The 25,752-nt window shown below is 38.4% G+C and carries 27 protein-coding genes, 1 riboswitch and 1 other annotated feature; of the genes, 2 read left to right on the top strand and 25 right to left on the bottom strand.

The features are described 5' to 3' along the window. Window positions 1-206: 206 nt before the first annotated feature. The 9 genes from B3D94_RS09485 to B3D94_RS09445 are packed head-to-tail and all read right to left on the bottom strand — an operon-like array spanning window position 207 to window position 6,045. Window positions 207-947 (bottom strand): class I SAM-dependent DNA methyltransferase, encoded by a 741-nt coding sequence (locus B3D94_RS09485; RefSeq protein ID WP_291757029.1) that lies wholly within the window; start codon window positions 945-947, stop codon window positions 207-209. Next, window positions 948-1,292 carry a ribosome silencing factor gene (gene rsfS / locus B3D94_RS09480; RefSeq protein ID WP_008180916.1) on the bottom strand — a complete coding sequence of 115 codons (345 nt, stop codon included), beginning with the start codon at window positions 1,290-1,292 and terminating at the stop codon, window positions 948-950. It abuts the gene before it with no gap. Beyond that, window positions 1,289-1,861: a bis(5'-nucleosyl)-tetraphosphatase (symmetrical) YqeK gene (gene yqeK / locus B3D94_RS09475; protein WP_291757024.1), complete on the bottom strand. Its 573-nt coding sequence runs from the start codon at window positions 1,859-1,861 to the stop codon at window positions 1,289-1,291. The genes rsfS and yqeK overlap by 4 nt, the downstream gene beginning before the upstream one ends. Next, window positions 1,830-2,420: a nicotinate-nucleotide adenylyltransferase gene (locus B3D94_RS09470; RefSeq protein WP_291757021.1), complete on the bottom strand. Its 591-nt coding sequence runs from the start codon at window positions 2,418-2,420 to the stop codon at window positions 1,830-1,832. The genes yqeK and B3D94_RS09470 overlap by 32 nt, the downstream gene beginning before the upstream one ends. A gap of 9 nt (window positions 2,421-2,429) precedes the next feature. After that, window positions 2,430-2,732: a ribosome assembly RNA-binding protein YhbY gene (gene yhbY, locus B3D94_RS09465; protein ID WP_008180921.1), complete on the bottom strand. Its 303-nt coding sequence runs from the start codon at window positions 2,730-2,732 to the stop codon at window positions 2,430-2,432. Window positions 2,733-2,737: 5 nt separating this feature from the next. After that, a complete protein-coding gene (gene aroE / locus B3D94_RS09460) occupies window positions 2,738-3,568 on the bottom strand; it encodes a shikimate dehydrogenase (protein ID WP_291757018.1) in 831 nt (276 codons plus the stop codon). 36 nt (window positions 3,569-3,604) lie between these two features. Further along, window positions 3,605-4,708, bottom strand: coding sequence for a ribosome biogenesis GTPase YqeH (gene yqeH, locus B3D94_RS09455; protein ID WP_069482081.1), 1,104 nt, complete (start codon window positions 4,706-4,708; stop codon window positions 3,605-3,607). After that, on the bottom strand, window positions 4,705-5,226 hold the full coding sequence (locus B3D94_RS09450; protein WP_036127255.1) for a YqeG family HAD IIIA-type phosphatase: 522 nt from the start codon (window positions 5,224-5,226) through the stop codon (window positions 4,705-4,707). The genes yqeH and B3D94_RS09450 overlap by 4 nt, the downstream gene beginning before the upstream one ends. 36 nt (window positions 5,227-5,262) lie before the next feature. Next, the gene (locus B3D94_RS09445; protein ID WP_069482082.1) at window positions 5,263-6,045 is read right to left on the bottom strand and encodes a phosphatidylserine decarboxylase; all 783 of its coding nucleotides are present in this window, start codon (window positions 6,043-6,045) and stop codon (window positions 5,263-5,265) included. A gap of 135 nt (window positions 6,046-6,180) precedes the next feature. Between B3D94_RS09445 and pssA the strand changes: the two genes are divergently transcribed. Continuing rightward, window positions 6,181-6,681 carry a CDP-diacylglycerol--serine O-phosphatidyltransferase gene (gene pssA / locus B3D94_RS09440; protein WP_008180930.1) on the top strand — a complete coding sequence of 167 codons (501 nt, stop codon included), beginning with the start codon at window positions 6,181-6,183 and terminating at the stop codon, window positions 6,679-6,681. A gap of 86 nt (window positions 6,682-6,767) precedes the next feature. Next, the gene (sigK, locus tag B3D94_RS09435) at window positions 6,768-7,475 is read left to right on the top strand and encodes an RNA polymerase sporulation sigma factor SigK (RefSeq protein WP_008180932.1); all 708 of its coding nucleotides are present in this window, start codon (window positions 6,768-6,770) and stop codon (window positions 7,473-7,475) included. A gap of 327 nt (window positions 7,476-7,802) precedes the next feature. Here the strand turns inward: sigK and mtnN are convergent, their stop codons facing one another. From mtnN to B3D94_RS09355, 16 genes are all read right to left on the bottom strand, one after another. Then, window positions 7,803-8,495 carry a 5'-methylthioadenosine/S-adenosylhomocysteine nucleosidase gene (gene mtnN, locus B3D94_RS09430; RefSeq protein WP_069482084.1) on the bottom strand — a complete coding sequence of 231 codons (693 nt, stop codon included), beginning with the start codon at window positions 8,493-8,495 and terminating at the stop codon, window positions 7,803-7,805. Window positions 8,496-8,554: 59 nt separating this feature from the next. Continuing rightward, on the bottom strand, window positions 8,555-9,214 hold the full coding sequence (locus B3D94_RS09425; protein WP_291757008.1) for a YrrS family protein: 660 nt from the start codon (window positions 9,212-9,214) through the stop codon (window positions 8,555-8,557). Window positions 9,215-9,368: 154 nt separating this feature from the next. Then, window positions 9,369-9,857 carry a transcription elongation factor GreA gene (gene greA / locus B3D94_RS09420; protein WP_008180941.1) on the bottom strand — a complete coding sequence of 163 codons (489 nt, stop codon included), beginning with the start codon at window positions 9,855-9,857 and terminating at the stop codon, window positions 9,369-9,371. Window positions 9,858-10,033: 176 nt separating this feature from the next. Then, window positions 10,034-10,672: a uridine kinase gene (gene udk, locus B3D94_RS09415; protein WP_008180943.1), complete on the bottom strand. Its 639-nt coding sequence runs from the start codon at window positions 10,670-10,672 to the stop codon at window positions 10,034-10,036. Then, entirely contained in the window at window positions 10,672-11,952 is a 1,281-nt protein-coding gene (locus B3D94_RS09410; RefSeq protein ID WP_069482086.1) for a peptidase U32 family protein, read from the bottom strand. Before B3D94_RS09410 ends, udk begins: the two co-directional genes overlap by 1 nt. Window positions 11,953-11,966: 14 nt before the next feature. Next, window positions 11,967-12,899, bottom strand: a complete 933-nt coding sequence (locus B3D94_RS09405) for a peptidase U32 family protein (protein WP_069482087.1) — start codon at window positions 12,897-12,899, stop codon at window positions 11,967-11,969. A gap of 5 nt (window positions 12,900-12,904) precedes the next feature. Then, window positions 12,905-13,537 carry an O-methyltransferase gene (locus tag B3D94_RS09400; RefSeq protein ID WP_291756999.1) on the bottom strand — a complete coding sequence of 211 codons (633 nt, stop codon included), beginning with the start codon at window positions 13,535-13,537 and terminating at the stop codon, window positions 12,905-12,907. 284 nt (window positions 13,538-13,821) lie between these two features. Beyond that, complete coding sequence (gene mltG / locus B3D94_RS09395; RefSeq protein ID WP_036127268.1) at window positions 13,822-14,949, bottom strand: endolytic transglycosylase MltG; 1,128 nt, start codon at window positions 14,947-14,949, stop codon at window positions 13,822-13,824. A 302-nt stretch (window positions 14,950-15,251) separates the two neighbouring features. Continuing rightward, window positions 15,252-15,779 (bottom strand): DUF1292 domain-containing protein, encoded by a 528-nt coding sequence (locus tag B3D94_RS09390; RefSeq protein ID WP_069482090.1) that lies wholly within the window; start codon window positions 15,777-15,779, stop codon window positions 15,252-15,254. Between the two features lie 183 nt (window positions 15,780-15,962). Next, window positions 15,963-16,271: a DUF1292 domain-containing protein gene (locus B3D94_RS09385; protein ID WP_025114356.1), complete on the bottom strand. Its 309-nt coding sequence runs from the start codon at window positions 16,269-16,271 to the stop codon at window positions 15,963-15,965. 18 nt (window positions 16,272-16,289) lie between these two features. Next, window positions 16,290-16,706 carry a Holliday junction resolvase RuvX gene (gene ruvX / locus B3D94_RS09380; RefSeq protein ID WP_025114357.1) on the bottom strand — a complete coding sequence of 139 codons (417 nt, stop codon included), beginning with the start codon at window positions 16,704-16,706 and terminating at the stop codon, window positions 16,290-16,292. Between the two features lie 2 nt (window positions 16,707-16,708). After that, window positions 16,709-16,975: an IreB family regulatory phosphoprotein gene (locus B3D94_RS09375; protein ID WP_004226839.1), complete on the bottom strand. Its 267-nt coding sequence runs from the start codon at window positions 16,973-16,975 to the stop codon at window positions 16,709-16,711. A gap of 88 nt (window positions 16,976-17,063) precedes the next feature. Then, window positions 17,064-19,724 carry an alanine--tRNA ligase gene (gene alaS, locus B3D94_RS09370; RefSeq protein ID WP_069482091.1) on the bottom strand — a complete coding sequence of 887 codons (2,661 nt, stop codon included), beginning with the start codon at window positions 19,722-19,724 and terminating at the stop codon, window positions 17,064-17,066. A 145-nt stretch (window positions 19,725-19,869) separates the two neighbouring features. Next, window positions 19,870-20,085: a binding site (T-box leader), on the bottom strand. Window positions 20,086-20,153: 68 nt separating this feature from the next. Continuing rightward, complete coding sequence (gene corA / locus B3D94_RS09365) at window positions 20,154-21,119, bottom strand: magnesium/cobalt transporter CorA (RefSeq protein ID WP_069482092.1); 966 nt, start codon at window positions 21,117-21,119, stop codon at window positions 20,154-20,156. Between the two features lie 243 nt (window positions 21,120-21,362). Next, window positions 21,363-21,527, bottom strand: a riboswitch (M-box (ykoK) riboswitch). Window positions 21,528-21,584: 57 nt separating this feature from the next. Next, window positions 21,585-23,018, bottom strand: a complete 1,434-nt coding sequence (gene hpaB / locus B3D94_RS09360; protein ID WP_291756971.1) for a 4-hydroxyphenylacetate 3-monooxygenase, oxygenase component — start codon at window positions 23,016-23,018, stop codon at window positions 21,585-21,587. Between the two features lie 124 nt (window positions 23,019-23,142). Further along, a complete protein-coding gene (locus B3D94_RS09355; RefSeq protein WP_291756969.1) occupies window positions 23,143-25,575 on the bottom strand; it encodes an ATP-dependent RecD-like DNA helicase in 2,433 nt (810 codons plus the stop codon). Window positions 25,576-25,752 lie beyond the last annotated feature (177 nt).

Here is a 25,752-nt window from a genome sequence, read left to right as displayed (position 1 = left end):
TTCAATGCAAAAGGTCATCATATGGAGGTACCCTCATCATACACTAACAAACCTGGATTGCAAACCTGAAAGAGAGAAAGAAAAGCTCTCATTTGATCGTTCGATCGGCGATTTTTGTGGTTCCATCCGTCACTCTCTCCCCTCCATCCACCAGCTCTACAAAAAAAATCCACACTACCAATCGGCAGCGTGGTACTTTTTCTTATTTATTTTACCGCGCGGATAAAAATACGTTCACTTTCATATTCTGGCGCTTCGTCAGTAAAATCTGATGTTACTTCCACATCACTAAAGCCAATATCACGAAGCCAAGTCATATATTGTTCGATAGGAAACGTACGTTGAATATGTTCCTCATCGAAGCGTTCATATAAATCACTTGTAGCTTCACGTACATAAAAGGTCATTTGATGGATAATAGAATGCTCAAAGTCTCCAGGCTCTGTATGCCATACATAACTAATGTCTCCATCGTCATACGTAAATGGTCCATCTAAAAAGATTTCCGACATTTTAAATTTTGAATGGACATCAAAAAATAGCTGACCCCCATCTCGTAATGCCTGATAGATCCGTTCTAATGTCGTATAGACTGCTTGCTCCTCTACAACATAATTCAGAGAATCAATGGCAATTGTGACCACATCTACTCCCTCAAAGCCATCGAGTTCGTCCATGGACATACAATAAAACGGAGCCTCGTATCCTGCATCAGTAAAACGTTCAGTCGCAACGGAAAGCATTTCTTCTGATAAATCAACGCCGCTGACTTTGTAGCCAGCCTGTGCAAATAGCAAGCTAAGCACACCAGTTCCACAACCAATATCTAATAGCTTTTTATATTGGCCGCTAGGTGCATGCTGTACAACCCAATCTACATAAAGATTGTAAGGAATATCGGTTTGTAGCTCATCATAGACATGGGCGAAGCGTTCGTAACTACTCACTTAGGCCTCTGGCATGTCTAATTGTGGTGCATCGCCCCATAGACGCTCTAAATTATAATAAGCACGCTCATCTTTATGGAATACGTGTGCTACTACATCTCCTAAGTCTACAAGAACCCAACGAGCTCCATCAAATCCTTCTACACGGCGAATTTCATAGCCATCTTTTTCTGCTACATCCTGTAATTCACGTGCAATTGCTTGTACCTGACGATCTGAGTTACCATGGGCAATAATAAAGTAATCTGCTAAAAGAGAAATTCCTTGCATATTTAAAACGACAATATCCTCACCATGTTTGTCGTCGATCGCTTTGTAAGCTGCTTGTAATAAAGTTGAAGTCATCCTTCACTATCCTCTCTGTTCATCATATCGTTATAACATTCTATTGATAACGGATAAATAGGCTGCTTTGTGTCGATTAAAAATGCCAATGTATGACGGACACATGCACTCATGGCCTTATCCAAATTTTTTTGCGCTTTTTTGCGCAGACGATCCACACCATCAAATTGGCGATTCGGTTCAATCATATCTGCGACAAAAATAATTTTTTCTAAACGACTCATATTAGGTCGCCCAGTCGTATGGAAACGAATAGCATTCAACAGCTCATCATCTTTGATGCCGAATTCACTTTCTGCAATATATGCACCAACTGGGCCATGAAGTAGCTCACTGCCCCAGCCAATGAGGCGTGCATCTAACCTTTCCGTTCGGACGATTTGCTCCATCCACTCTATCTCTGCATATTTAGCAATATCATGAAGGATTGCCGCTGTTTCAGCCTTTTTCTCATCCTCGCCGTACTTTCGTGCCAGTTCGATGGCCGTTTCCATGACACCGATTGTATGAATATAACGTTTTTCCGGCATTCTGGGCTTAATCGCCGCTAAATACTGTTCGCGTTCCATAAAGACCTTCCTCTCGTATGAACGTCTCTACCGCTTCTGGTAGTAAAAATGTCACCGTTCCTCCAGTCGCCAGGCGTTCACGAATCAGTGTGGACGATAAATCGATTTGAGGCACCTCCACCATGCATATAGGGTACTCTGTAATGGCGGCCGATCCTGGACGCTTGACACCAACAAATTGGACAAGTTCTACTAAGTCATCTATACAATGCCATGTATGTAGCGAATCAATCATATCGCCACCGATAATAAAGTAGAATTTTACAGAAGGTTCCTTTCTACATAATGCCGAAAGTGTCTCATAGGAATAGGATACGCCACCCTTGTCTACCTCATACGGCTCTACCGAAAAATAAGGAAATGGGCGAATTGCACGCTCAACCATTTCAAGTCGTTTCACATTACTGGCATCATAACGTGCATGCTTATGTGGCGGTATGGCATTCGGCATAAAACGTATTTCATCCAGTTGCAACGCATGAAATACCTCATTTGCCATTAATAAATGCCCCATATGTGGAGGATTAAACGTACCTCCTAGTAAACCGACCCTTTTCATCGTCTCACCTTATTTCGTTGCTTTTGGTAATACAATCTTTTTTTGATTGCGTGATTCTTTATATAAAACAACTGTAAGGCCGATTAATTGAACAAGCTCTGCATGTGCACCTTTTGCAAGTGCTTCTGCCACTTCATGTTTATCCTCTTCACAATTATCTAAAATACGCACTTTAATTAGCTCACGTACTTCCAATGCCTCACGAATTTGCTTAGTCATTTCATCATTTACGCCACCTTTTCCCACTTGGAAAATTGGTGATAAATGGTGTGCTTCTGCACGTAAAAAACGTTTTTGTTTACCTGTTAACATAAAAATTAGTTTCCTCCTAATTGCGCCTCTAGCTGCGCAATCATTGAATTTGTATTTGGATAGTTGCCTAACCAGTGCTCAAAAGAAATGGCTCCTTGATGCACAAACATCCCTAAACCTGTCACAATTGTTGCCCCTTTTTCTTCAGCCGCTTGTAAAAAAGGCGTCATTAATGGATTATACACAATATCCGCAACAATTGCTCCTTTCTCAAGACGATTTAAGGAAAATGGCATTGAAAAATTGCCCGTAGCAAGGCCTGCCGAAGTCATTTGCACAATGATGCTGAATTCAGCCAATGTTTCTTCCGCTTCCTTTAATGAAATGGCACGGCCATTACCCATTTCATCCACAATAGCTTGGGCATTAGCTACAGTACGATTAGTAATGGTCAAATCATTATAACCTTGCTGCTGCATAGCAAAGGCTATACCTCGGGCAGCGCCACCTGCACCAACAAGTAACACAGGCTTGTCTTTATGAGACGAACCTACTGCTTCTTCTAGTGAACGCACAAAGCCAACACCATCTGTATTATAGCCTTTCAGCTTTCCTTCTGTTGTTCGTACAACCGTATTCACTGCTCCCATTTTATACGCCAACTCATCTAGCTCATCTAAATAGGGAATGATTGCTGTTTTATGAGGAATTGTTACATTCCAGCCACTTGCCCCTAAAGTTTTCAAGCCAGCAACTGCTGACTCTAATAGCTCAGAAGATACATGTAGTGGAATATAAGTCGCATCTATGGACATTTCCTCAAACCAAGCATTATGCATGGCTGGTGATTTTGAATGTTTAATCGGATCACCAATAACTGCAAACCACTTCTTCATTTCCTAGTCCCTCTTCTCTCCTTCATCCTTCACCTTCTATATAAGTGATGGACGTATTGAAACTTGTACACCTTTTGGCGCGTATGCTGCTACTACAACATTGGCGTGCTGTACAGTAATCCAGCCTAGTCCAGAAAATACAACATCTGTTTTAGCTTCTTTGATGGAGAACTCATGACGAACTAAAGGCGGAAGTTGGTCAATAAACTCCGCAGTTGGTGGTGCCAAAAGTTCTCCCTTATGTTCTGCATACAGCATATCTGCCTTCTCAAGCTTTGTTCGGTGAATCGGTAAGTCATTTGCCACATGGATTGTAAAGGCTGAACGGTCTCCTTGAATAAAATCAAATCTCGCCAAAGCCCCAATAAATAAGGTTTGTCCCGCATTTTGTTGGTAGACTTTCGGTTTGATTTCTTTTTTTGGCATAATGTATTTTAATTCACTTGAATCAATATGATGGGCCATTTGGTGATGATTAATAATACCAGGCGTATCATATAATGCACTTCCATCATCCAATGGAATTTCAATCATATCTAATGTAGTACCTGGGAAATGGGATGTGGTAATAACCTCCCCTTCTCCTGTTGCCTGCTTAATAATGCGGTTAATGAATGTGGATTTTCCGACATTGGTACAGCCCACAACATAAACATTTTGTCCTTGTCGATATTCATCAATGGCTTCCATTGCTTCGGCCATTCCCTTACCTTTATGGGCACTTACTAACAACACATCAACAGGCTGAAGCCCTAACGCTTTCGCTTCGCGTTTTAACCAATTGATAACTTTTTTCGGTTTAACCGATTTCGGTAATAAATCAGCTTTATTCGCAATCAAAAGTACAGGATTCTTCCCTACAAAACGGTGTAGGCCAGGTAGCCAGCTTCCATTAAAATCAAAAATATCAACTATTTTTACGATTAAGCCTTGCTGTGTACCAAGGCCATTTAAAATGCGTAAAAAATCGTCATCTGTTAATGACACTGGTTGAATTTCATTATAATTTTTCAAACGGAAGCAACGTTGGCAAATGACCACATCCTTTTCTAGTGATGATGGGGGTGCATACCCAACTGCTGTTTTATCTTCTGTTTGAATTGTTGTACCACAGCCAATACAATTTGGCATTTCAATCATTCTTGTTCCTCCCAAGTTATAATTCCTTTTCGTTTTAAATCATTAAACACTCGACGTTCAATGAATCGATTCAGTTTTGTTACAAGTCCATCAGACTGTGCAACAGGTTTTACAAGCACTGTATGCAAGCCTAATCGATTCGCACCCATTACATCTGTAAGAAGCTGATCTCCTACCATTACTACTTCATTAGGACGCAAGCCTAATTGAATAAGGGCATTATAAAAAGCATTTCGCAATGGTTTTTTTGCCTTATGAATATATGGAATACCTAAAGGCTCTGCGAAGCGTTTAACACGTGCCTCATTGTTATTAGACGCAATAATGACACGAATACCAGATTCCTTCATGATACGAAGCCAGATGATCAGTTCTTCTGTTGCATCCTCACGATCCCATTCCACAAGTGTATTATCTAGATCTGTAATGATCCCTCTTATACCTAATTCTTGTAATTTTTCAGGTGTAATTTCGAAAATATTCGTCACAAATTCGTTCGGTAATAAAAAATTATACAAAATAGCGACCCCTAATCTTAACGTATTATTCGACCATTATAGCATATTTGCAAAGGCTTCACCCATTCGAATTGGGTTGCCCTGGACAACATTTTCCGTAAACTCAATCGAATCCTTTTCAAACAGCATAACAACTGTCGAACCAAATGAGAAATAACCGACTTCCTGTCCTTTATACCAGTTTGTTGTTCTGTTCGTGAGCACAATTGAATTCACGAAGGTCGCCCCCACTTTTATAAACGCTACTTGCTGATTATGTGAAGTTTTTAACTCTGTCACTAAACGGTAATTGTGGGAAATTGGCTTTTTACCGTATGTAAGACCTATTTGATTCACAGGATAAGATTTCTGACCAAGCGTATACTGTCTTAGTACTTCCCCATCAATCGGGCTGTGAATACGATGATAATCAGCAGGACTTAAATAAAAAACAATAAAATGGCCGTCTGCATAGTTGGCCGCTCGCTCCGAATTACCAAGTAAATCCTCAAGTGAATATGGCTTACCTTTCACCAGAAAAGTCATATCCCATTCAATTCTTCCAAAGGATTCTACCTTGGCATCTACAGGACTTACATACACCATCGGATTTTTTTCAATCGGTCGTGCATCTTCTAAAAGCTCTCTTGTAAAAAATTCATGTAAACATGAAAATTGTTGTTGTTTTTTTGAAACTTCTTCAAGGTTTATATCGTATAACTTCATGTAGCTTGGAATTATACGTTTACTCCACTTAGCTTTCGCAATAGCTTGCAAAAGATTGGAGGATTGCTTACCATTCGTTAGTTCTATCAAGCGTTGATATAGTTTTTCTTTCATTAGTAAAACCCCTATCCATTAATTTAGACTGTCAATTTTTTCGCATTCGAAGTATAATGGTACAATATCTTAAGTGCAAAGGAGTGATCCCCCTTGTTTTTTTATCACAAGTTGGTGGATACCACGGTTAAGAAAATGAAATCGCACGCAGCTAACTTCATTACAATTAGTAATATGTCCTTTGGAGGCGCGGCTATTATGGCCACTTTACATGAATACTATAGCTATAGTGTCTTGTTTATCTTTATTGCAGCTCTACTTGATCGCTATGATGGTAAGGTAGCTAGAGCACTCGGACAAGTGTCTGAGTTAGGTAAACAATTAGATTCTATGAGTGATATTATATCATTTGGCGTGGCGCCTGCATTATTAATGTACGAAGTTGTTCTAGTTGATTTTGGTTTTGTCGGCATGATGATGGCCGTCCTGTTTATCGTTTGTGGTGCGATGCGATTAGCCCGCTTTAATATTAGTGAAGCAAATGGCTATTTCACAGGTTTACCTATTACAGCTGCTGGTACGTTCTTAACTTTAACGTATTTTGTAGCGACTACGTTCCATCCGGCCTTTTATCTTTTCCTTTTTCCAATTTTAGCTTTCCTCATGATTAGTACATTTACGTTAAAAAAAGTGTAACAGCACAATTGCTGTTGCACTTTTTTCATTTCCCACAGCTTTGAAACATATACTGTCGAAAAATGGGGAAAGGATGAAATCATTCAATGAGCGGAATTTTTACATCAATGTTGCAGTTATGGCTTGAGATCCCAGCGTTACTTGGCTATTTAAAGGGGCAAACATTCCATAAACCCTTTTCAAAAGAAGAGGAAGCTGCTTGTATTGAACGATTTTTAGGTGGCGACGAGCAAGCACGCCTGGACCTAATAGAACGCAATATGAGGCTCGTCGCGCACGTCGTAAAAAAATTCCATCCAAAACATGAACAACTAGATGATTATATTTCAATCGGGACGATCGGGCTAATGAAAGCAGTAGAAAGCTATACCCCGGACAAAAAAACAAGACTTGCCACATATGCAGCTCGATGTATTGAAAATGAAATTTTGATGCATCTACGCACACAGAAAAAAGTGCAGAAGGATGTCTCTTTATTTGAGCCAATCGGAACAGATAAAGATGGCAATGCGCTTCAAATTCGAGACTTACTCCAATGTGATGAAGAAAGTGCAACCGAGAAAATCGAACATAAAGAGCATGTGGCACAGCTATATCATTACTTGCATATGCTTGATGAACGAGAACTAGAAATTGTGACACTTCGCTATGGATTAAATCAACAAGATGCCCTCACGCAAAAGGAGATTGCAGCTCGGCTAAATATTTCTCGAAGCTATGTATCTCGGATTGAAAAACGGGCACTCATTAAACTCTATCAATTATACAAACGCGACCAAAAGTCAATTGAGTAATATATTGTAAAATGTTCACTAAGAAAATTCAATGCATCTTTGGTGGAGAATGTGCCGATTCTATGGCATAAAAAAAGCCCTTTGCGACATTGCTATGTCGCAAAGGAATTTTTTAAATTTTATGAATGTGCTGTTTCTGATAGTTCTGCCGTAATCAATGTACCTATTAAAGTAGTGATAATCACTACACCTACTGTTAATAATAGCATCATGAATGCCTCCCATTCTAATATGAAGAGATTTATTACAGCTAGTGTAGCATTTATACTATTCATTCACTGTGATTTTTCTCACATTAGAAACAACACATTTTGACCGTTTTGTGTATTATAGTGAGGCAATCGCTTGTAAGACAACTTGTGTCGAGTGTTTTGCAGCAACTGGTAAAAACTCATCAAAGCTAATATTTGACTCTTTACCTGCAATATCTGATAAAGCACGAATTACTACAAAAGGTGTAGCAAATTGATAACAAACTTGTGCAACCGCAGCCGCTTCCATTTCAACCGCCTTCATTTGAGGGAAATGATGACGAACAGCTTCTACACGCACAGGATCATTCATAAATGCATCCCCAGAGCAAATTAAACCAATGCCATATTGATGCTCTCCAACTGCCTTAACAGCTTCCTCAGCTACTTTCATTAATCGTTCATCTGATTTATAAGCTGCTGGCATACCAGCCATTTGTCCAATTTCATAACCAAAAATTGTGACATCCACATCATGGTGACGGACTTCATCTGAAATGACTACAGCTCCCACCTCAAGGGCTTCATCATAACCACCAGCAGAGCCTGTATTAATAACAACATCAGGCTTAAACTCATGCAAAAGAATGGTAGTGGACATAGCCGCATTGACTTTACCAATACCACTTTTTAATAACACGACTTCCTTGCCTTCATATGTTCCTGTTGTATACTCACTACCTGCTATCGTTGTACTTTGTGCATTGCTTAAAGATGTTCGTAGTAATTCTACTTCCTGTTCCATTGCCCCAATTACTGCAATTTTCATGTAATGTTACTTCCCTTCTTTATCAACTCTATTAAAAATAATCAAAAGAGTGATTTTCGTCAATAGGCGCCTTCCAATGTATTCAGTTGCTCAAGCTTTACAGGCAACCATCCTGCATTATCCACCCATTCCATACTGACACGGTACATCTGTGATTTATCTTTTGTTGAAACTGTGGCAATTGAAGAATTAGGACCACCATTATTTTGCATACGCCAAATAATCATATTATCTTGACTAATACCGGTTACACCTGTAACAGTTGCTACTTTTTCAGACCAGTCTACGGATGAAGAATCGTAGGAAGACACATGTTGTCCCGTTTGAGTTGTAGGTGTTGGCTGCCAATTTTTATTTGTTATCACTTTTTCTACGTTTGGATTATCTGAAGTTGATTCTTCTGGCGCACCTTGTTCCTGCTGATTTTCTTCAGGCTGAGATTCATCCTCTTCCTCTGAAGCTTGATCTTCTTCTACAGCCAGATCCTTTTCATCCTCTTTCACAGGCTCTTTATCCACTTCTTTGTTGTCGTCTTTTTCCTCTTGAGCCGGTTCATCTTTCACTGTTTGTTCTGCATCATCTTGCCATTTAAACACATAAGTTGCTGTGATAATAATTAGTACAACCACTACACCAATTAAAACATTCAATAGTTTATCTAGCTTTTTATTACGAGATGGCTGCAAATGACGACTACTACGAGTTTGTCGTTCACTCATATTTCCTCCCCCTCTCTAGCAAATATTCTATCAAGTTCGACAGCACTTGCAAAACAATTATACTCATTAATTTACTTCGTGGCATTTTAGCCTGAAATATAAAAGCAGCTAGCCTCTCTAAATTAGAAAGACCAACTGCTTGTCCATTTACATATTATTTAATCGAAACAATCTTAACTTTCATTTCGCCACCAGGTGTTTGAACAGCTACTTCTTCACCTTCAGCACGGCCAAGTAAGCCTTTTGCAATTGGTGATTCGTTTGAAATACGGAACTCCATTGGGTCTGCTTCAGCCGAACCTACAATTGTATAAGATTCTTCATCAGTTGATGGTTTACCATTAATAATTTCTACAAATGTAACCGTTTTCCCAAGTGATACCACGCTGTTATCTGTTTCATCCTCAGAAATAATCACTGCATTGCGAATCATTGATTTTAAAGTTGAAATACGTCCTTCTAAAAAGGCTTGTTCTTCTTTTGCTGAATCATACTCAGCATTCTCAGAAAGATCACCAAAATCACGAGCTATTTTTATACGTTCAACGATTTCTTTACGTGTTTCAGTTTCTAATTTCACTAATTCTTCTTCTAATTTACGTTTTCCCTCAGCTGTCATAGGGTACTGTTTTTCATTTGCCAAAGTCCTTCACTCCTTGTTTCTTCAATATAAAAACATAAAACTCGACTAAATGCTAGTAAGGTGCATTTAATCGAATTTTATTATTTTTAAACGTTTTTCAAATTACGCTTTGACCTAATAGTATGCATGCTTTTTTAAAATATGCATGTAAATATTGTCAATACCACTCTATCTTATTACAATACGTTGTCGGTTTCAAGAATAGTTTTAATTTTCGTTACCATTAAATCAATTGCTACCTCATTATCCCCACCTTCAGGAATAATAATATCAGCATAACGTTTTGTAGGTTCAATAAATAAATTATGCATTGGTCGAACCGCCGATAAGTACTGATCAATAACTGAATCTGTTGTACGTCCACGTTCTTTAATATCACGCATGATACGACGAATAATTCGTAAATCAGAATCGGTATCTACAAATAATTTAATATCCATTAAATCACGTAGATCAGCATCTTCTAGCACAAGAATTCCTTCTAGAATAATAACATCTACCGGCTCAACATGGATCACTTCTGCTGCTCTAGTATGCTGCACGTAATCGTAAACTGGCTTTTCGATCGGTTGACGCACTAAAAGTTTCTTGATGTGCTGTATTAATAAATCATTATCGAATGCTAACGGATGATCGTAGTTTGTTCCTAATCGCTCTTCAAATGTTAAATGACTTTGATCTTTATAATAAAAGTCTTGTTCAATAACAACAACTGAATGCTCTCGGAAAACATCATAAATGGCGCGCGTCACACTCGTTTTACCTGAGCATGAGCCACCAGCTATACCGATAACAACAGGACGCTTCACTTCCATTAGTTATTCTCCTTTCGCATCATGTTATGCGGCATTAATGGTGTGTCACATTTGAATTTAACAATTTGTAATGGATGACGTGCTGCATCTAGGCTATTGCCATCTTCATCCCAAATTTCTCCCATTGTCAGACGGAAATTCTCGATTTCTGGTCCAAAGAACTCTACTTCGTCACCAGGTTTAAAATAATTTCGTTGCTGCATCGTAACCATTTTTGTTTCTGGATCATGTTCTAAAATTAAACCAGCAAATTCATATGTTGTTTTTCGGCCATGAATACCAAACATTTGCTCCTCTGAGCCAGGTGCATCATGGAAGAATGCTTCAGCCGTATCACGATTTGCACATTTATCTAGCTCCTCTAGCCATTCACGTTTAATTTTAAAATTATCAGGATCAGCACAGTAGGCATCGATAACTTTGCGGTATACGGATACAACTGTTGCCACATAGTGAATCGATTTCATACGCCCTTCCACTTTTAAAGAATCGATACCAAGCTCGATCATATGTGGAATGGCTTCAATTAATTTTAAATCTTTAGGACTCATAGCAAAAGATGCGTGATTATCATCAAACAGTGCTTTTTCTTCCCCATCTTCTAATTCATATAAATCGTAATCCCAACGGCATGATTGGCAACAACCGCCACGGTTAGAGTCACGAGCAGTCATATGGTTAGATAGAACGCAACGGCCAGAATAAGCAATACACATTGCGCCATGAACGAAGGCTTCGATTTCAATATCGACTTTTTCCTTCATCAATTTCATTTCTTCTCCGCCTACCTCACGTGCTAATACAACACGATGTAAGCCTTCTTCCTTCCAGTACTGCACTGCCTTCCAGTTGGACAATGACTGCTGTGTAGAAAGATGAATTTCAAGTTTAGGGGCAGCTGTACGACATGTTTCAATAATTAGTGGGTCTGCAACGATGATACCTGTCACACCTGCCGACTCAATATCTTTTAAATATCGCTCCAAGCCTGCCATATTTTCATTATGTGCAAATATATTTGTCGTTACATAAATTTTCGCACCATATTGATTAGCAAACTCTACACCTTCACGCATTTCATCTATAGAGAAGTTATCTGCATTGGAACGTAGACCAAACTCTTGTCCCCCAATAAATACAGCATCCGCTCCGTAATGCACGGCTACTTTTAATTTTTCTAAGCTACCCGCTGGGGCAAGTAGCTCTGGTTTTTTTGTAATGACACGTTTACCGTCGACAATGTCACGGATTTTGTCATTTTGTTCTAACGCTAATGCCATGTTATTGCCCCCTCTTAGTAGACAGTTTCCTTGAAGATAAAGCCTGTATCTAATGGTCTAATGGCTGGTTGAATATCTTCAATTTTTGCTAATAATTCATCTTTTATGTCATCATATGCTTCTTCAGATTCGTCAAAATATGCATCAATGGCGTTACGATAGGCCTCCGTCACAGTTACCACATATTCTGGAGTTTGTAGCACACCCTCAATTTTCAGGGCATCAATGCCACCTTCAAATAATTCGCCAAGCTCATCAATAACACACATGTCATTAGGACTAAAAATATGCGTACCGTTTACATCTTCGTAAATTGGATACTTATTGTTGCGCTCATCATCATGTAGGAACATGTTTCGATTATCTTTACGATTTTCAATTTCCATCACTTTATCTTGATACAAGAAATAATGGCCAAGAAGCGGGCGTTTTGATTGGAACATACATGTCATACCATGTACTTGTACTTCAATTTCTAATTCCGCACTTTCTTTAATTTCTAATACCTCATCAAGAGAAAGCTCACGTGCTAACACTGCACGAGTCGCACCGCGTTTTCCCCAGTAATTTGCCGTAAACCAGTTTGTTGCAGTCGTCTCAGGATTCCAATGCAATGGAATTGTTACGCCTTGCTCACGACGAATAATTAATACTGCTGGGTCGCCATAAATTAAACGATCCACACCGATGCGTTGCATTTCTTTTAAATAGTCGGCAAGTGCCTCCAGTTTTTCATTATGGAAAAGGGCATTCACTGCAACATAAACTTTTTTACCCGCTGCGTGAATGAGCTTCGTTGCCTCTTCCACCTCATCTACTGAGAATTCTCCTGCTAGACGTAGACCAAATTGTTGTTCACCAATAACAAAAGCATCTGCTCCAGCTTCTAAAAGTGCTTTAATATGTTCTAATGATTGTGGTGTCACAAGCAATTCTGGTTTTTTCATAGTAGTCACCTCTTCAAACATAGTAATAAACCGTCACCTACTGGCAAAAAAGCACTAGTATAATCCGGGTGCTGCATTATCCATTCTGTGAAGTTTTTTAAATTGCGGATCATTGTACGTTTTCGACGTGGGACATCCTTCAAATCTAGATCTGACAAGCCATGCATATACATATTGTCGATATACAAGACTCCTCCTGATTTTACGAGGGGAGCGTACTTTTCAAAGAAGCGTTGATATTGTCCCTTTGCGGCATCGATAAATACTGCATCGAACTTTGTGTCAATGGCCTTATCGTCTACCTCTAAAGCGTCGCCTTCAATGACCTTAATTCGATCAGATACGGTTGACCGTTTAATATAGGCTTTAGCTTTTGTCACACGCTCTATATCGCGTTCAATCGAAACGATATGGACATTTGGTAAAGCTTCTGCCATTCGAATAGCAGAATAACCAATTGCTGTGCCAATTTCTAAAATTTTTTGCGGATTTTGAATGCGCAACAATTGATTCAAAGCATCAATACCTGCAAGTTGCATAATCGGTACATGATTCTCCTCCGCATATGCTTCCATTTCTAAAAGCAATTCATTACGTGGCTGTATAAATGATTGTATATATGCATCTGATAATTCCATTGTTTCACCCTCAATTAAAAGGCAACGTGCATGTAGCCGTTGTCCGTACTTCATCATTTATCAACAAAAAGAAAAAGACCAAACGTGATGTCTTGGTACTTTGCCATACAAAAATGAGCAATTGTTTTTGACATGCTCAAACAATTGCCACCACGCATATTTGTCCCGAATAAACGGATTGATCAAAAATCACACTTTATAATAGCATGAAAATAGAAGGAAAGCTATTTTTCTTTCCTTCTACTCTCTATGTTTGCTCTATACCATTTACTCTTTTCTAACACTTATTCTTCTTTTCGTAAATATTTTTCCACTTTCTGCAAATGTTCATCATATGTTTTCGAGAAGTGGTTCACGCCCTCTTTATCTGCTAAGAAATAGAAATAGTCTGTTTGACTAGGATTCAATGTCGCCTCAATAGAAGTTTTTCCAGCACCCGCAATTGGACCTGGTGGTAAGCCTTTATTTTTGTAAGTATTATACGCATTATCCACTTCTAAATCTTCATACAGCACACGATCTTTATGATCACCAAGCGCATATAAAACAGTTGGGTCTGTTTGTAGTGGCATCCCTTCATCTATACGATTATAGAAGACACTTGCTATTGTCTCTCGATCTGTTTGAGCCGTAGCTTCTTCTTCCAATAATGATGCAAATGTTAACAGTTGGTGAACGGACATTTGTTTTTCCACTAAAACATCACTATAATTTTTTACCACATTGTTCATAGCCCCTATCATTTCTTCAACAATCGCTTCTAGAGATGGCTTTTCCTCATAGTACGAGTAAGTAGCCGGATATAAATAGCCTTCTAAATCATAGCGAATATTGTCAGCTAACACTGCATCCGTTACTAGCTCAGGATAGTTGGCCATCATTTGTTGAACAAATGTGTCACTCGTTACTAAATCCATAAATTCCTTTTGTGTATATGGTGTTTTCTTTTCTATAACTTTCCCAATTTGCTCAATTGTTAAGCCTTCTGGAATCGTCATCGTAAAGACAGGTTTTCGGTACACCTTCCCTGTTTTTAAGCTTTCAATGAGTTCATCAAATGTCATCGCTTGCGTTAAATCGTAATTTCCTGCTTGGAATTGAGATTCGTTTTTAAATTTTGCATAGTATTTAAAAACACGCGCATCTTTAATAACACCTTTTTTCTCTAATAATGTAGAAATAGAACTCAAGCTAGAACCGATTGGTACTTCTACTGCAATTGCTTTTGTTGCGTCAGGATCCAGTGGTTTTAAAGCACCCTTTACATAATTGTACCCAAATAAACCGACAATCCCTATAACGAGGACAAAAACAATTGCCACAATGGCAACGATTTTTCTCACGATTTTTACCTCTGATTTTTTTTCTTGCATTTTTGAAAACATTTCTTGTTTTTTAGTACCGTTATCCACGGGTTTCCCCCCTATCACTATCCAATATCATACTAGAAATCAACTATCACGACAAACAGAAATCGACAATTCAGGAGAATTTACATATATATAAAAATCCGCGGGCTATTTTTGCCAGCAGATTGTTTTGCTAAAAGCTTTGTGAAATAGCTTTAATACAGTCACTTTACAATAATAAAAGACTGTAATAATTGCTCCTCTAAGATGTTCGATTATAGTAATTCATGTGATTAAACTCTTGATAGAATAATTCTATTACTAAAACAAAAAAACTCTGAGTGGCTCCTAACCACTCAGAGTTTTTATAGTTCGTTTAATATATCTTCAACGTACACCCATTCTTCATCTGTTTCTATTGGTAATAGCTCTTCGATAGAGCCGTCAATTCCAGCCAGATATTGAGATGCGAAAATTTCACGCTCATCCATTGGCTCATCTGTCGCAGGCACATATAATACATACGATTTACCAAATTGCTCGGATGCAAAAGTATGAATTACCTCACAAACTTGATCCGCTCCATCTTCATTTGTCACGGTAATAAGCTGTGGCTCTTCTTCAAATTCATCTAGAAGTGTTAATACCACCTCATTAATCATTTCCCATTCAGCATCTGTTTCGACAGGCTGTAGATTGGTCATCTCGCCATTGTTATCGTCATAATCGAAAGTCATCGCTGATAGATCTCCTGGAATTTCTTCACCATTGGCATCCAACAAAGAAAATAGCACATAGGATTTATCCTCTGCATCAAATGTAAAGACCACATGGCAACGTTGTTCCTTTCCATTTTCATCGATTATCATAAATTCTTGTGTTTCTTCATTCATTCGATTATCTCCTTCTGACAGTTTAATGTCATTTACTAAGTAGTTACTTCTACACGTACTAAATATCTTCGAGCAGATTCTCACCATTATTCGGATATTTACTAACAAACTAAATATACTTTCAATAAAAAAGGAACAAGGACTGCAAGCTGCGATCCTTGTTCCAAGCTTTAAGAAAGAAGATTAGTCTTCGTCTTCATCTTCTAAAGCGTTTAATACGTCTTCTACCATATCCCATTCTGCTTCAGTTTCGATAGGTGTTAGTTCACCATCTTCACCGTTATCAGACGGTACGAATGAAGAAACAAAAATTTCAACTGATCCATCTTCATCTTCTTCTGCGCCTACCATTGAGTAAAATACGTATGATTTTCCAAACTCTGGAGATTCATGTACGTGAATCACTTCACAAAGCTGTTCATTTCCGTTTTCATCAATCACTGTAATGTGTTGAACGTGTAATTCTTCTTCATGGTTATGCTCGTTTGCCATGTATAGTCACCTCATCAATTAATTTTTGCTATCTAAATAGCCTTGTAAAATCATCACAGCTGCCATTTTATCAATGACTTGCTTGCGCTTTTTGCGACTCACATCTGCTTCGATTAGCATACGTTCCGCTGCCATCGTTGTTAAACGTTCATCCCATAATTTAACCGGTAGTGAGAACGTTTCTTCCAATAACTTTTTATAGTTTTCAGAAGCCTCTCCACGCGGTCCAACCGTATTATTCATGTTTTTCGGGAAGCCTACAACAAATTCTGTTATTGCGTATTCCTTTACTAGCTCAGCGATACGATCGATACCGAACTCGCCATTAGCCTCATCAATTTTTACGGTTTCAATACCTTGGGCAGTCCAACCAAGTGCGTCACTGACAGCAACACCAACGGTTTTCGACCCAACGTCTAATCCCATAATTCTCATTTCTAGTCCTCGTTATTCTTTTTGATATAAAATTTAACAAGCTCTTCTAGAATTTCGTCACGCTCAAGCTTGCGAATTAAATTACGAGCATCCTGATGGCGAGGAATATACGCCGGATCACCAGAAAGTAAGTAACCAACAATCTGATTGATAGGGTTATATCCCTTTTCCTCTAATGAAGAATGAACTTTCAACATTACCTGCTTGACTTCCTGTTCCATTGATTCTTCTGGAAAATTAAATTTCATCGTTTGATCAAATGAACTCATGACCAGCACCTCGCTTTCAGAAATAAGGAGATGTGCGAACAAGCTCATCTCCAATTTCTCTTTATTATAACATGTTTTGGTGAATTAATTAAATGGATTTAACATAATCATACACAGAAAGTAGTGCTTCATCAAGTTTTGAAGCTTCTTTTGCTCCTGCCATCGCCATATCAGGACGACCGCCACCTTTACCACCACAAGCTTCTGCAACCATTTTCACGATATTTCCAGCATGGTAATTGCCACCAACTAATTCTTTTGATACTCCAGCACATAGCATAACCTTATCGCCATCCACTGCTCCAAGAACGATAACAGCCTTTGGCATTTTCGCCTTCAAATCATCCATCATCTGACGCAGTTGGTTATTGTCTTTTGCTTCTACCTTTGTAGAAAGAACTGTGACATCTCCAATTGTCTGTGCTGCATCAACAATTGCCCCAGCCTGAGCATTGGCAATTTTTTGAGATAATGCTTCATTGTCACGTTGTAATTCTTTGTAGTCACCTTGTAAGGCTTGTACTTTTGTGACGATATCTTTAGGATTTGCTTTTAACAATGCTGCCGCATCATTTAAAAGTGCTTCTTCTTCTTTGACTACTTCATAAGCCACTTTACCTGTAACAGCTTCAATACGACGAGTACCCGCACCAATTCCACCTTCTGAAACAATTTTAAAGAAACCAATTTCAGAAGAACGTTTTACATGGATACCACCGCATAACTCGATGGAATAGTCTCCGATTGAAACGACACGTACAACATCGCCATATTTTTCGCCGAATAAAGCCATTGCACCCATTGCTTTCGCTTTATCGATGGCCATTTCTTCAATAACGACCTCTATATCATCCCACACTTTTTCATTTACAATACGTTCAATTTGCTGTAATTCCTCTTTAGTCACTTGACCAAAGTGAGAGAAGTCAAAGCGTAAACGATCAGGGCCTACATATGATCCAGCTTGGTTGACATGATCACCTAATACATCTTTTAACGCACGTTGCATAATATGTGTCGCTGTATGGTTTTTAATAATTAAATTGCGATCATCACGATTAACAATTGCTTGGACGGCATCTTCCACATGCATTTCACCTGATTCAACAACTACTGTATGGAGCGGTTGACCATTTGGTGCCTTTTGAACATCCTTTACTACAGCGGTGAAGCTATCATTAGAAATGATACCGCTATCGGCAATTTGACCACCCATTTCAGCATAGAATGGTGTTTGAGCTAAAATAACTAAAGCTTCTTGGCCTTCAGATGCTACTTTTTCTACTTGACCATTCACAATCATTGCAGCAATTTCAGTATTAGCTACTAATGTGTCAAAGCCAACAAATTCGCTGGCAACCGTTAAGTTTGCTAATACTTCATTTTGTACTTGCATAGAGTCAACATCTTGACGAGCCGCACGCGCACGTTCACGTTGTTCCTCCATCGCCGTTTCGAAGCCTTCATGATCGACTTTCATTCCTACTTCTTCTGCATATTCTTCCGTTAACTCGATTGGGAAACCGTAAGTATCATATAAACGGAAAGCATCTGCTCCTGGGATAAAATCATGACCAGCCGCTTTTTGTGATTCTACAACTTCATTAAAGATTGCAAGACCACCATCTAATGTTTCATGGAAACGAATTTCTTCATTCTTAATAACGCGTTGAATAAATTCACATTTTTCCGTTACCTCTGGATAGAAGTCTTCCATGATTTTGCCCACTGTTGGGACCAATTCAAACATAAATGGTTTCTCAATTCCAATTTGTTTTGCATAACGTACGGCACGACGTAGTAAGCGGCGTAATACATAGCCACGGCCTTCGTTTGAAGGAAGGGCACCATCACCTATAGCAAACGCTACAGTACGAATGTGGTCTGCAATAACTTTAAATGGCGTATTAATATCTTCTTCAGAGCCAAAAATTTCATTTAAATCTACTTCACTTGGGCGTTTGTATTTACGGTTGGAAAATTCCTCAATTTTTTCAATGATAGGCATGAATAAATCCGTATCAAAATTCGTTGGTACATTTTGAACCACGGAGACAATACGTTCTAGTCCCATACCAGTATCAATATTTTGCTTTGGTAGTGGTGTATACGTACCATCAGGATTATGGTTGAATTGAGAGAACACTAGGTTCCAAATTTCTAGATAACGTTCATTTTCTCCACCTGGGTACATTTCAGGGTCATTTTCGTCTGAGCCATATTCTACGCCGCGGTCATAGAAAATCTCTGAGTTTGGACCAGAAGGACCTTCACCAATATCCCAAAAGTTCCCTTCCAAACGAATTAAACGTTCTTCCGGAATACCAATTTCTTGATGCCAAACATCATATGCTTCCTGATCTTCAGGATGGATTGTGATAGATAGTAACTCGGGATCAAAGCCCATCCACTTTTTATCCGTTAAAAATTCCCAAGCATAATGAATAGCTTCTTTTTTAAAGTAATCCCCTATAGAAAAGTTCCCTAACATTTCAAAGAAAGTATGGTGACGCGCTGTTTTTCCTACGTTCTCAATATCGTTGGTACGAATTGATTTCTGTGCATTTGTAATTCGAGGGTTGTCAGGAATAACACGACCATCAAAATACGGCTTAAGTGTAGCAACACCTGAGTTAATCCAAAGTAAGGATGGATCATTGATTGGCACTAGAGGCGCAGACGGTTCATGGTGATGCCCCTTTTCTTTAAAAAATTCCAAATACATTTGTCGAATGTTAACTGCTTTCATTGGATAAATTCCTCCTAGTTTATAATGTAAAATCACGATAAGAATCAGATCTTGATGACCCAACTATTCCTGCCAGCAAGTTTTGGTACCAACCACTATAATTGGTTTTTTTTACTAAATGAAAATAAAAAAGCCCTCATCCCCAAAAAGGGACGAGGACTTATCTTCAGTCTCGCGGTACCACCCTAGTTGTAAGTAAAAATTCTTACTTACCTCTTTAGCACTTGTAACGTCAGTGAACGGCAGGGATTAACTGCACTCCGGAGTAGCTTTCAGCATTTGCACTGTGAGGATTTTTTCAGCCAAGAAATCCCTTTCTTCTACACGTGCAATTACGTACTTTTTCCATCGTCGTGTTTACTTTTTCTAACGAAAATTATAAGAAAAATCTATTCACCTGTCAATTAGCACTAGTATGACAAATTATAACTAAGCAATCATTCTTCTGAAGTATGCCCACATTCCCCATGTAAATAACACTAAAAAGGCACTCAGTGCAATCGTTGTAATGGGTGAATCTTGATAAGGTAATGGTACATTCATGCCAAAGAAGCTAGTAATGACAGTTAAAGGCAACATAATTGTAGAAATAACGGTTAATAAGTTCAGCTTTTCAATAGACTTGCCACTAATAATCGAGTAATACGTATCTAATGTGCTGTTGACTAAGTCTCGATACGTTTCAGTGGAGTCGACAATGCGTTCAAGATGATCATTTAAATCCTTATAGAAAGGGATATTTTCCTCTTGTATATCAAATTTCCATTGTCCATTAATTGTAGAAAAGATTCTTCGTTGCGGCATGATGGCCTGACGAATTAAAATAATTGTTCGTTTTAATGAAAGGAATTCTTCTGTTACTACTTTCGGTTGATAATCATAAACTTCTTCTTCAAGCTCATCAATCCGTGCTCGAATTCGCTCTAACACAGGGAAATACTCGTCTGTAATTCCATCGATGATCGTGTGCAATAAAAAATCAGTGCCCTTTTCCAAATATCTCGCACTATTTAAACAAACTTTTTCTATATGGCCTAGCCACTGTAATTTTTGTTTATGGACCGTAACAATATAATTTGGTCCCATAAAAATATTCAACTCGACCGTTGTAATTTCATTATTACTTTTTTCATTGTAGATAGGTGCATGGAAAACGAAAAATTTATAATCTCCATAACTATCCATTTTGGGGCGTGAGCCTTCATGTAAGCAATCTTCAACTGCTAGTGGATGAAAGCCAAATACATCTGCTATATTATTTAATTCATTTTGACTATACGCATATAAATCCACCCATAATAAATCCTCGCTATGAATGGGAAGTCGTAAATCATTCATATTGAAATCGTGTTGAACTGTTTTGCTATTGTGATTGAAATAGTGAATTTTAATCATGATACTTCACCTCGTGTTTTATTATAAAAAGTAACAAAAGGTTAATTTTAAAACCTTCTGTCCGTGCCGGCGATAAGAAACGACGGCTGTCTCCATAAATTCTGACTACATACCTCATGCTGATTCGGTTCAGGACTACTATCCATTTCTCATCACCTTCCTTTCATAACAAAAACACGCCTTCTACGAATGAAGGCGTGTTGAATACACATATCAAAAAATAGCAAAAAAACTTTGCATATTTGTTACCTTCAAACGTTGAGTTTTAGCACTATGCGGCATAGGAAATTTACCAGCTACGTTAAAAAACACCTTATTTCGATGATTTCTGTTGACCCATTGGCGTCTCTCGACATTTTTGGGTAGTAGCGTATCTCCACATAGGAGCCTCACCTAACGAAGGGAGTCTTATTTTTTTATTCCTGTAAATAATAACGGATAGTTTCACAACTGTCAAACTTTTTATCAATCATTTTTCAAAAAGTCTTCTACTCTTTTCACTAAATGATCGCGCTTATACGATTGATAAAGTAGGCTTGACAAACGAACAGGATCTCCAAAGAAAAATCGTTCATATAGCGTTTGCCTTGTGCCAAAATTACTCATCGTTAAATCCCAAGCTAAACGGAACTTTTTAACTCGCTCTTCTCCTTTGTCTTGACATGATTGCAGATAATGATCAAGATCCCCATCATCCGTTGCAAAAGCTTTTGCACTCGGTATGGACATTAATCCACTTGCTCCCAGTAGCTGGATGATATCTGTAAAGGTAGGATATACTTTCGGGAAAATATGAATAGCGACCTGTAATGTCGATACGTCTGGTCGTATAAAACCAAAGGAATCCCTTTGTGCCTCAATTTCTGATTTTAATTGCAATGCTTTTATCGTTTCTAATGCTACGATGACATCTACCACTTTTTGATGGACATGTTGGTAATCCCCAATATTTATGGTATCCACAATCGTTTGTACAACCCCTAGGATGAATTCAGTCTTAGCAATTTGACGTGACAGTACATGATGCAAAGTATACGCTTGGAAGCCACTAACATTCATAAATTGATTGGCTACTTCAACATTTTCATAATAAAATACCCGCTCCCACGGAACAACTACATCATCAAAAACAACAATCGCATCCATTTCTTCAAAACGTGCACTTAAAGGATGATCAAACCTAGAATCTCCTCCGACAAAGGATTGCCGACATAAAAACTTTAAGCCCTTTGTGTTACTCGGTATAGAAAAGCCAAAACCTTTTCCTTCATCATAGCCATTTGTTGATAAAACAAGAAGTTCATCCGTTATTCCTCCCTGTGTGGCTAGTAATCTAGCTCCTTTAATGACTAAGCCTTCGCCCGTTTTTGCAACAATTTTGGCAGCTATTGTTACTTCTTCATCCTCATAGTAATAACGCTTGCGGTTTACTTGCGGTTCTATAAAGGTATGTGTCATGGAAATATCATTCTCACGGGCATATTCATAAAACTTCAGCAAATGGTCTGGAAAACAATTTGGCTTATCTTTCAAAAAGTTCGATGCTGATGCTAAAGCCATCAATGTCGTATTCATGTAATCAGGACTTCTTCCCATCAAACCGTTTGTTTGTAAAGCCCATTCTCTTGCGGCCAAACGTCTTTTTACTAAATCTTCAGGACTCATGACTTGAAGGAAAGACATGCCGACTCTCTCTTTGCTAGTTGGCGATTCATATGTCATTTTTTCAAGATATGCTTCTTGGTGTTGTAAATCAAATAGCTTTGCCTGACTTTGCATGATTCCCTTAAATGCAGGATGTTCTGACACCTTGCCCGTCACAACTTCCCCATCAATTGAAATATAGGTATTTAAAGCATCGATACGTTCCATATACTGCTGTCCGGTCATTATTGGCATGTTGTCACTCCTAAACATTTCCTATGTTTTTGTACTTATGTAGTATATGAAATGTCCAAATATTAGGTGACGATACAGAACATTAGAAAAACCCGATTAGCGAGAATCTAATCGGGTACAAACTTTACTTTTCCAAAAAATCATAGGGGGAGACATCATTCATACCAATCATGGGATGAATATAAGGGGCTATTTCTACTGTTAATTTATGGTCCTTGATAGCTGTTTCTTGCACAACCTCTTGTTTTACTGGAACTGCCTCTACTTCAATAATCACTTCGTCGACATCCATTGGATTTAAACGAGCACGCAACGAAGTAAAACGCTGTAAATCATCTGTCCGCTGCAAGCCATCTGCCAGGACATCCGGTTCCCCACATAAAATCAAAAAGTTTTTCGCTCTTGTAATCCCTGTGTATAAAAGATTACGACGCAGCATTTTTGAATACCCTTTGACAACAGGCATAATGACGGTTTGAAACTCTGAACCTTGAGATTTATGAATGGAGCAACAATAAGCTAGTGTCAATTGATTGAGGTCACTTCGTTGATAGGTCACTTCAATGCCATCAAAAGATACGATCAGTAAATCTTGTTTTTCTACTGTCTCTTTTGCCTTAATAATACTAATGACCTCTCCCATATCACCATTAAAAACATTACTTTCAGGTTGATTGACTAGCTGCAGGACTTTATCCTTTATTCGATACGTTAAGTCCCCAAAGACAAGTTCCTTTCTTGTCCCCGTATCATTAGGGTTAATAAGCTCTTGAATCATTTTATTTAAATTATCAATGCCAGCAGGACCTTTATACATCGGAGCTAACACTTGAATATTACGAATTTCCTGCCCCTTAGCGACAGCACTTTTTACTACCTGTGTCACAACATTTCCAACCTGATCGACGGAAGATTTAATAAACGAGCGATCAGTAGTTTTCGATGTTAAATCTTTCGGAATGGTTCCTTTTTTGATTTGATGGGCTAGTTCAATAATTGTAGAGCCCTCTGCTTGTCGATAAACATCTGTCAATTCCACCGTTGGGAGTTGCTTGGATGCTAATAAATCCTTTAATACCTGTCCAGGTCCTACAGGCGGTAATTGGTCTTGGTCCCCTACAAAGACAACCTGTACATCCTCATGTAAAGCTTTTAATAATTGATGAGCAAGCCAAGTATCCACCATTGACATTTCATCTACAATAATAAGCTTACCTGTTACCTCTCGTTCAGTCTCTTCTTCTTTTTCTTGACCTGTAAAGCCGAGTAAACGATGAATAGTCATAGCTGGTAGTTCAGTCGATTCAGCTAAGCGCTTAGCAGCTCGCCCAGTGGGTGCACAAAGGATAATGGGAAAAGGCTCCTCTTTTTGAGCATATTCTTTTGGATTTAATGATAAGCCATGAAGCTTCGCATAAACTTCAACAACCCCACGTACAACAGTCGTTTTACCCGTACCAGGTCCACCTGTTAAAATCATTACAGCTGAATTTAAAGCCTGTTCAATGGCATTTGCTTGTGTTTCAGCATAAGTCACATGGAGTAGTTCCTCAGTTTCGCCAATCGCTTTACGAATCTCATCTTTGCTAAAATGTTCAGCCTTACTATTTCGTTCAACAAGCGTCAATATTTTGGAGGCAATTCCTACCTCAGAAAAATAAAGAGAAGGTAAATATAATCTTGTTTCTTCCCCGCAAATTTTTCCATCTTCTCGTAACTCTATACATGCTTTTGAGATGTCTTCAAACGGAATTTCCTGACGTTGACTTTGTTCAAGCATTTCCTTCACAAGTGGTATAACATGCTCCGCGTCTAGATAAACATGCCCGTCAGATAATGCAGCCGTATTTAAAATATGTAAAATAGCTGCTTTAACACGGTCAGGATGTTTTCCGGTAATTCCTAATTTTGCACCAAGCTCATCTGCTCGAAAGAACCCTACCCCTTCCACATCTTCTATCAAGCGGTATGGGTTTTCTTTTAGTAATTCAATGGCTTCTGTTCGATAGGTTTGATATATTTTCATTCCAAGCTGTGGACCAAAACCCCATTCATTCAATTGGATCATTACCCGTTCTAAACCAAGGTTTTGCTCAATCGTACGATGAATCACTTCTTTTTTTTCAGATGATAAACGTGGAACAGCATCCAGTGCACTCGGATCTTCTAAAATAAGACGTAATGCATTAGCACCTAGTTTTTCAACAATGGTTTCAGCTGTTTTTTTCCCGATTCCCACAAATAAGTCACTGGATAAATAATGAATAATTCCTTGTTCAGTAGCGGGTACCTCTTTTGTAAATGTCTCGATTTGGAACTGTGCACCATATTTAGGATGCTGTTTTAATATACCTGTAAAGCGGTATTGCTCATCCATTTGTAACGGTGGAAAATAGCCAACAACAATAATTTCTTTATCTTCATATTGTAAGTTTGTCTCTTGAATTTTCACTCGTATAATGGAATACATATTTTGTGTGTTATGAAAAATAGAGACGATCGGACGTCCGAGAATAAAAAATTTATTGAGTTCAAATAAATCGAGATGATCTGACATATTCGGTCCGCCCTTTCTAATTGTTTTCAATCTTTTTATTTTACCATAGACCTCTCGAAATATCGTTGATAAAAATTTTCCCCTTTATTATTTTTACATTATTTCGACAAATGACAATTCTCAGCTTTTATCCTTATTTCCATGCTATGATAAATAAGAATTAGTGGCACGGAAGGA

It is taken from the genome of Lysinibacillus sp. UBA5990, assembly GCF_002429815.1.
GTDB classification, from domain to species: Bacteria; Bacillota; Bacilli; order Bacillales_A; family Planococcaceae; genus Lysinibacillus; species Lysinibacillus fusiformis.
This window is presented reverse-complemented; position numbering and strand designations above follow the sequence as displayed.

What these genes read in the sequence shown, in the direction of transcription:
- rsfS (WP_008180916.1), bottom strand. Translation starts at nt 1,292, where the DNA reads ATGACTTCAACTTTATTACAAGCAGCTTACAAAGCGATCGACGACAAA.
- yqeK (WP_291757024.1), bottom strand. Translation starts at nt 1,861, where the DNA reads ATGGAACGCGAACAGTATTTAGCGGCGATTAAGCCCAGAATGCCGGAA.
- B3D94_RS09470 (WP_291757021.1), bottom strand. Translation starts at nt 2,420, where the DNA reads ATGAAAAGGGTCGGTTTACTAGGAGGTACGTTTAATCCTCCACATATG.
- yhbY (WP_008180921.1), bottom strand. Translation starts at nt 2,732, where the DNA reads ATGTTAACAGGTAAACAAAAACGTTTTTTACGTGCAGAAGCACACCAT.
- aroE (WP_291757018.1), bottom strand. Translation starts at nt 3,568, where the DNA reads ATGAAGAAGTGGTTTGCAGTTATTGGTGATCCGATTAAACATTCAAAA.
- yqeH (WP_069482081.1), bottom strand. Translation starts at nt 4,708, where the DNA reads ATGATTGAAATGCCAAATTGTATTGGCTGTGGTACAACAATTCAAACA.
- B3D94_RS09445 (WP_069482082.1), bottom strand. Translation starts at nt 6,045, where the DNA reads ATGAAAGAAAAACTATATCAACGCTTGATAGAACTAACGAATGGTAAG.
- pssA (WP_008180930.1), top strand. Translation starts at nt 6,181, where the DNA reads ATGAAATCGCACGCAGCTAACTTCATTACAATTAGTAATATGTCCTTT.
- sigK (WP_008180932.1), top strand. Translation starts at nt 6,768, where the DNA reads ATGAGCGGAATTTTTACATCAATGTTGCAGTTATGGCTTGAGATCCCA.
- mtnN (WP_069482084.1), bottom strand. Translation starts at nt 8,495, where the DNA reads ATGAAAATTGCAGTAATTGGGGCAATGGAACAGGAAGTAGAATTACTA.
- B3D94_RS09425 (WP_291757008.1), bottom strand. Translation starts at nt 9,214, where the DNA reads ATGAGTGAACGACAAACTCGTAGTAGTCGTCATTTGCAGCCATCTCGT.
- udk (WP_008180943.1), bottom strand. Translation starts at nt 10,672, where the DNA reads ATGGAAGTGAAGCGTCCTGTTGTTATCGGTATAGCTGGTGGCTCATGC.
- B3D94_RS09410 (WP_069482086.1), bottom strand. Translation starts at nt 11,952, where the DNA reads ATGGCATTAGCGTTAGAACAAAATGACAAAATCCGTGACATTGTCGAC.
- B3D94_RS09405 (WP_069482087.1), bottom strand. Translation starts at nt 12,899, where the DNA reads ATGAAAAAACCAGAATTGCTTGTGACACCACAATCATTAGAACATATT.
- B3D94_RS09400 (WP_291756999.1), bottom strand. Translation starts at nt 13,537, where the DNA reads ATGGAATTATCAGATGCATATATACAATCATTTATACAGCCACGTAAT.
- B3D94_RS09390 (WP_069482090.1), bottom strand. Translation starts at nt 15,779, where the DNA reads ATGAATGAAGAAACACAAGAATTTATGATAATCGATGAAAATGGAAAG.
- B3D94_RS09385 (WP_025114356.1), bottom strand. Translation starts at nt 16,271, where the DNA reads ATGGCAAACGAGCATAACCATGAAGAAGAATTACACGTTCAACACATT.
- ruvX (WP_025114357.1), bottom strand. Translation starts at nt 16,706, where the DNA reads ATGAGAATTATGGGATTAGACGTTGGGTCGAAAACCGTTGGTGTTGCT.
- B3D94_RS09375 (WP_004226839.1), bottom strand. Translation starts at nt 16,975, where the DNA reads ATGAGTTCATTTGATCAAACGATGAAATTTAATTTTCCAGAAGAATCA.
- alaS (WP_069482091.1), bottom strand. Translation starts at nt 19,724, where the DNA reads ATGAAAGCAGTTAACATTCGACAAATGTATTTGGAATTTTTTAAAGAA.
- corA (WP_069482092.1), bottom strand. Translation starts at nt 21,119, where the DNA reads ATGATTAAAATTCACTATTTCAATCACAATAGCAAAACAGTTCAACAC.
- hpaB (WP_291756971.1), bottom strand. Translation starts at nt 23,018, where the DNA reads ATGCCAATAATGACCGGACAGCAGTATATGGAACGTATCGATGCTTTA.
- B3D94_RS09355 (WP_291756969.1), bottom strand. Translation starts at nt 25,575, where the DNA reads ATGTCAGATCATCTCGATTTATTTGAACTCAATAAATTTTTTATTCTC.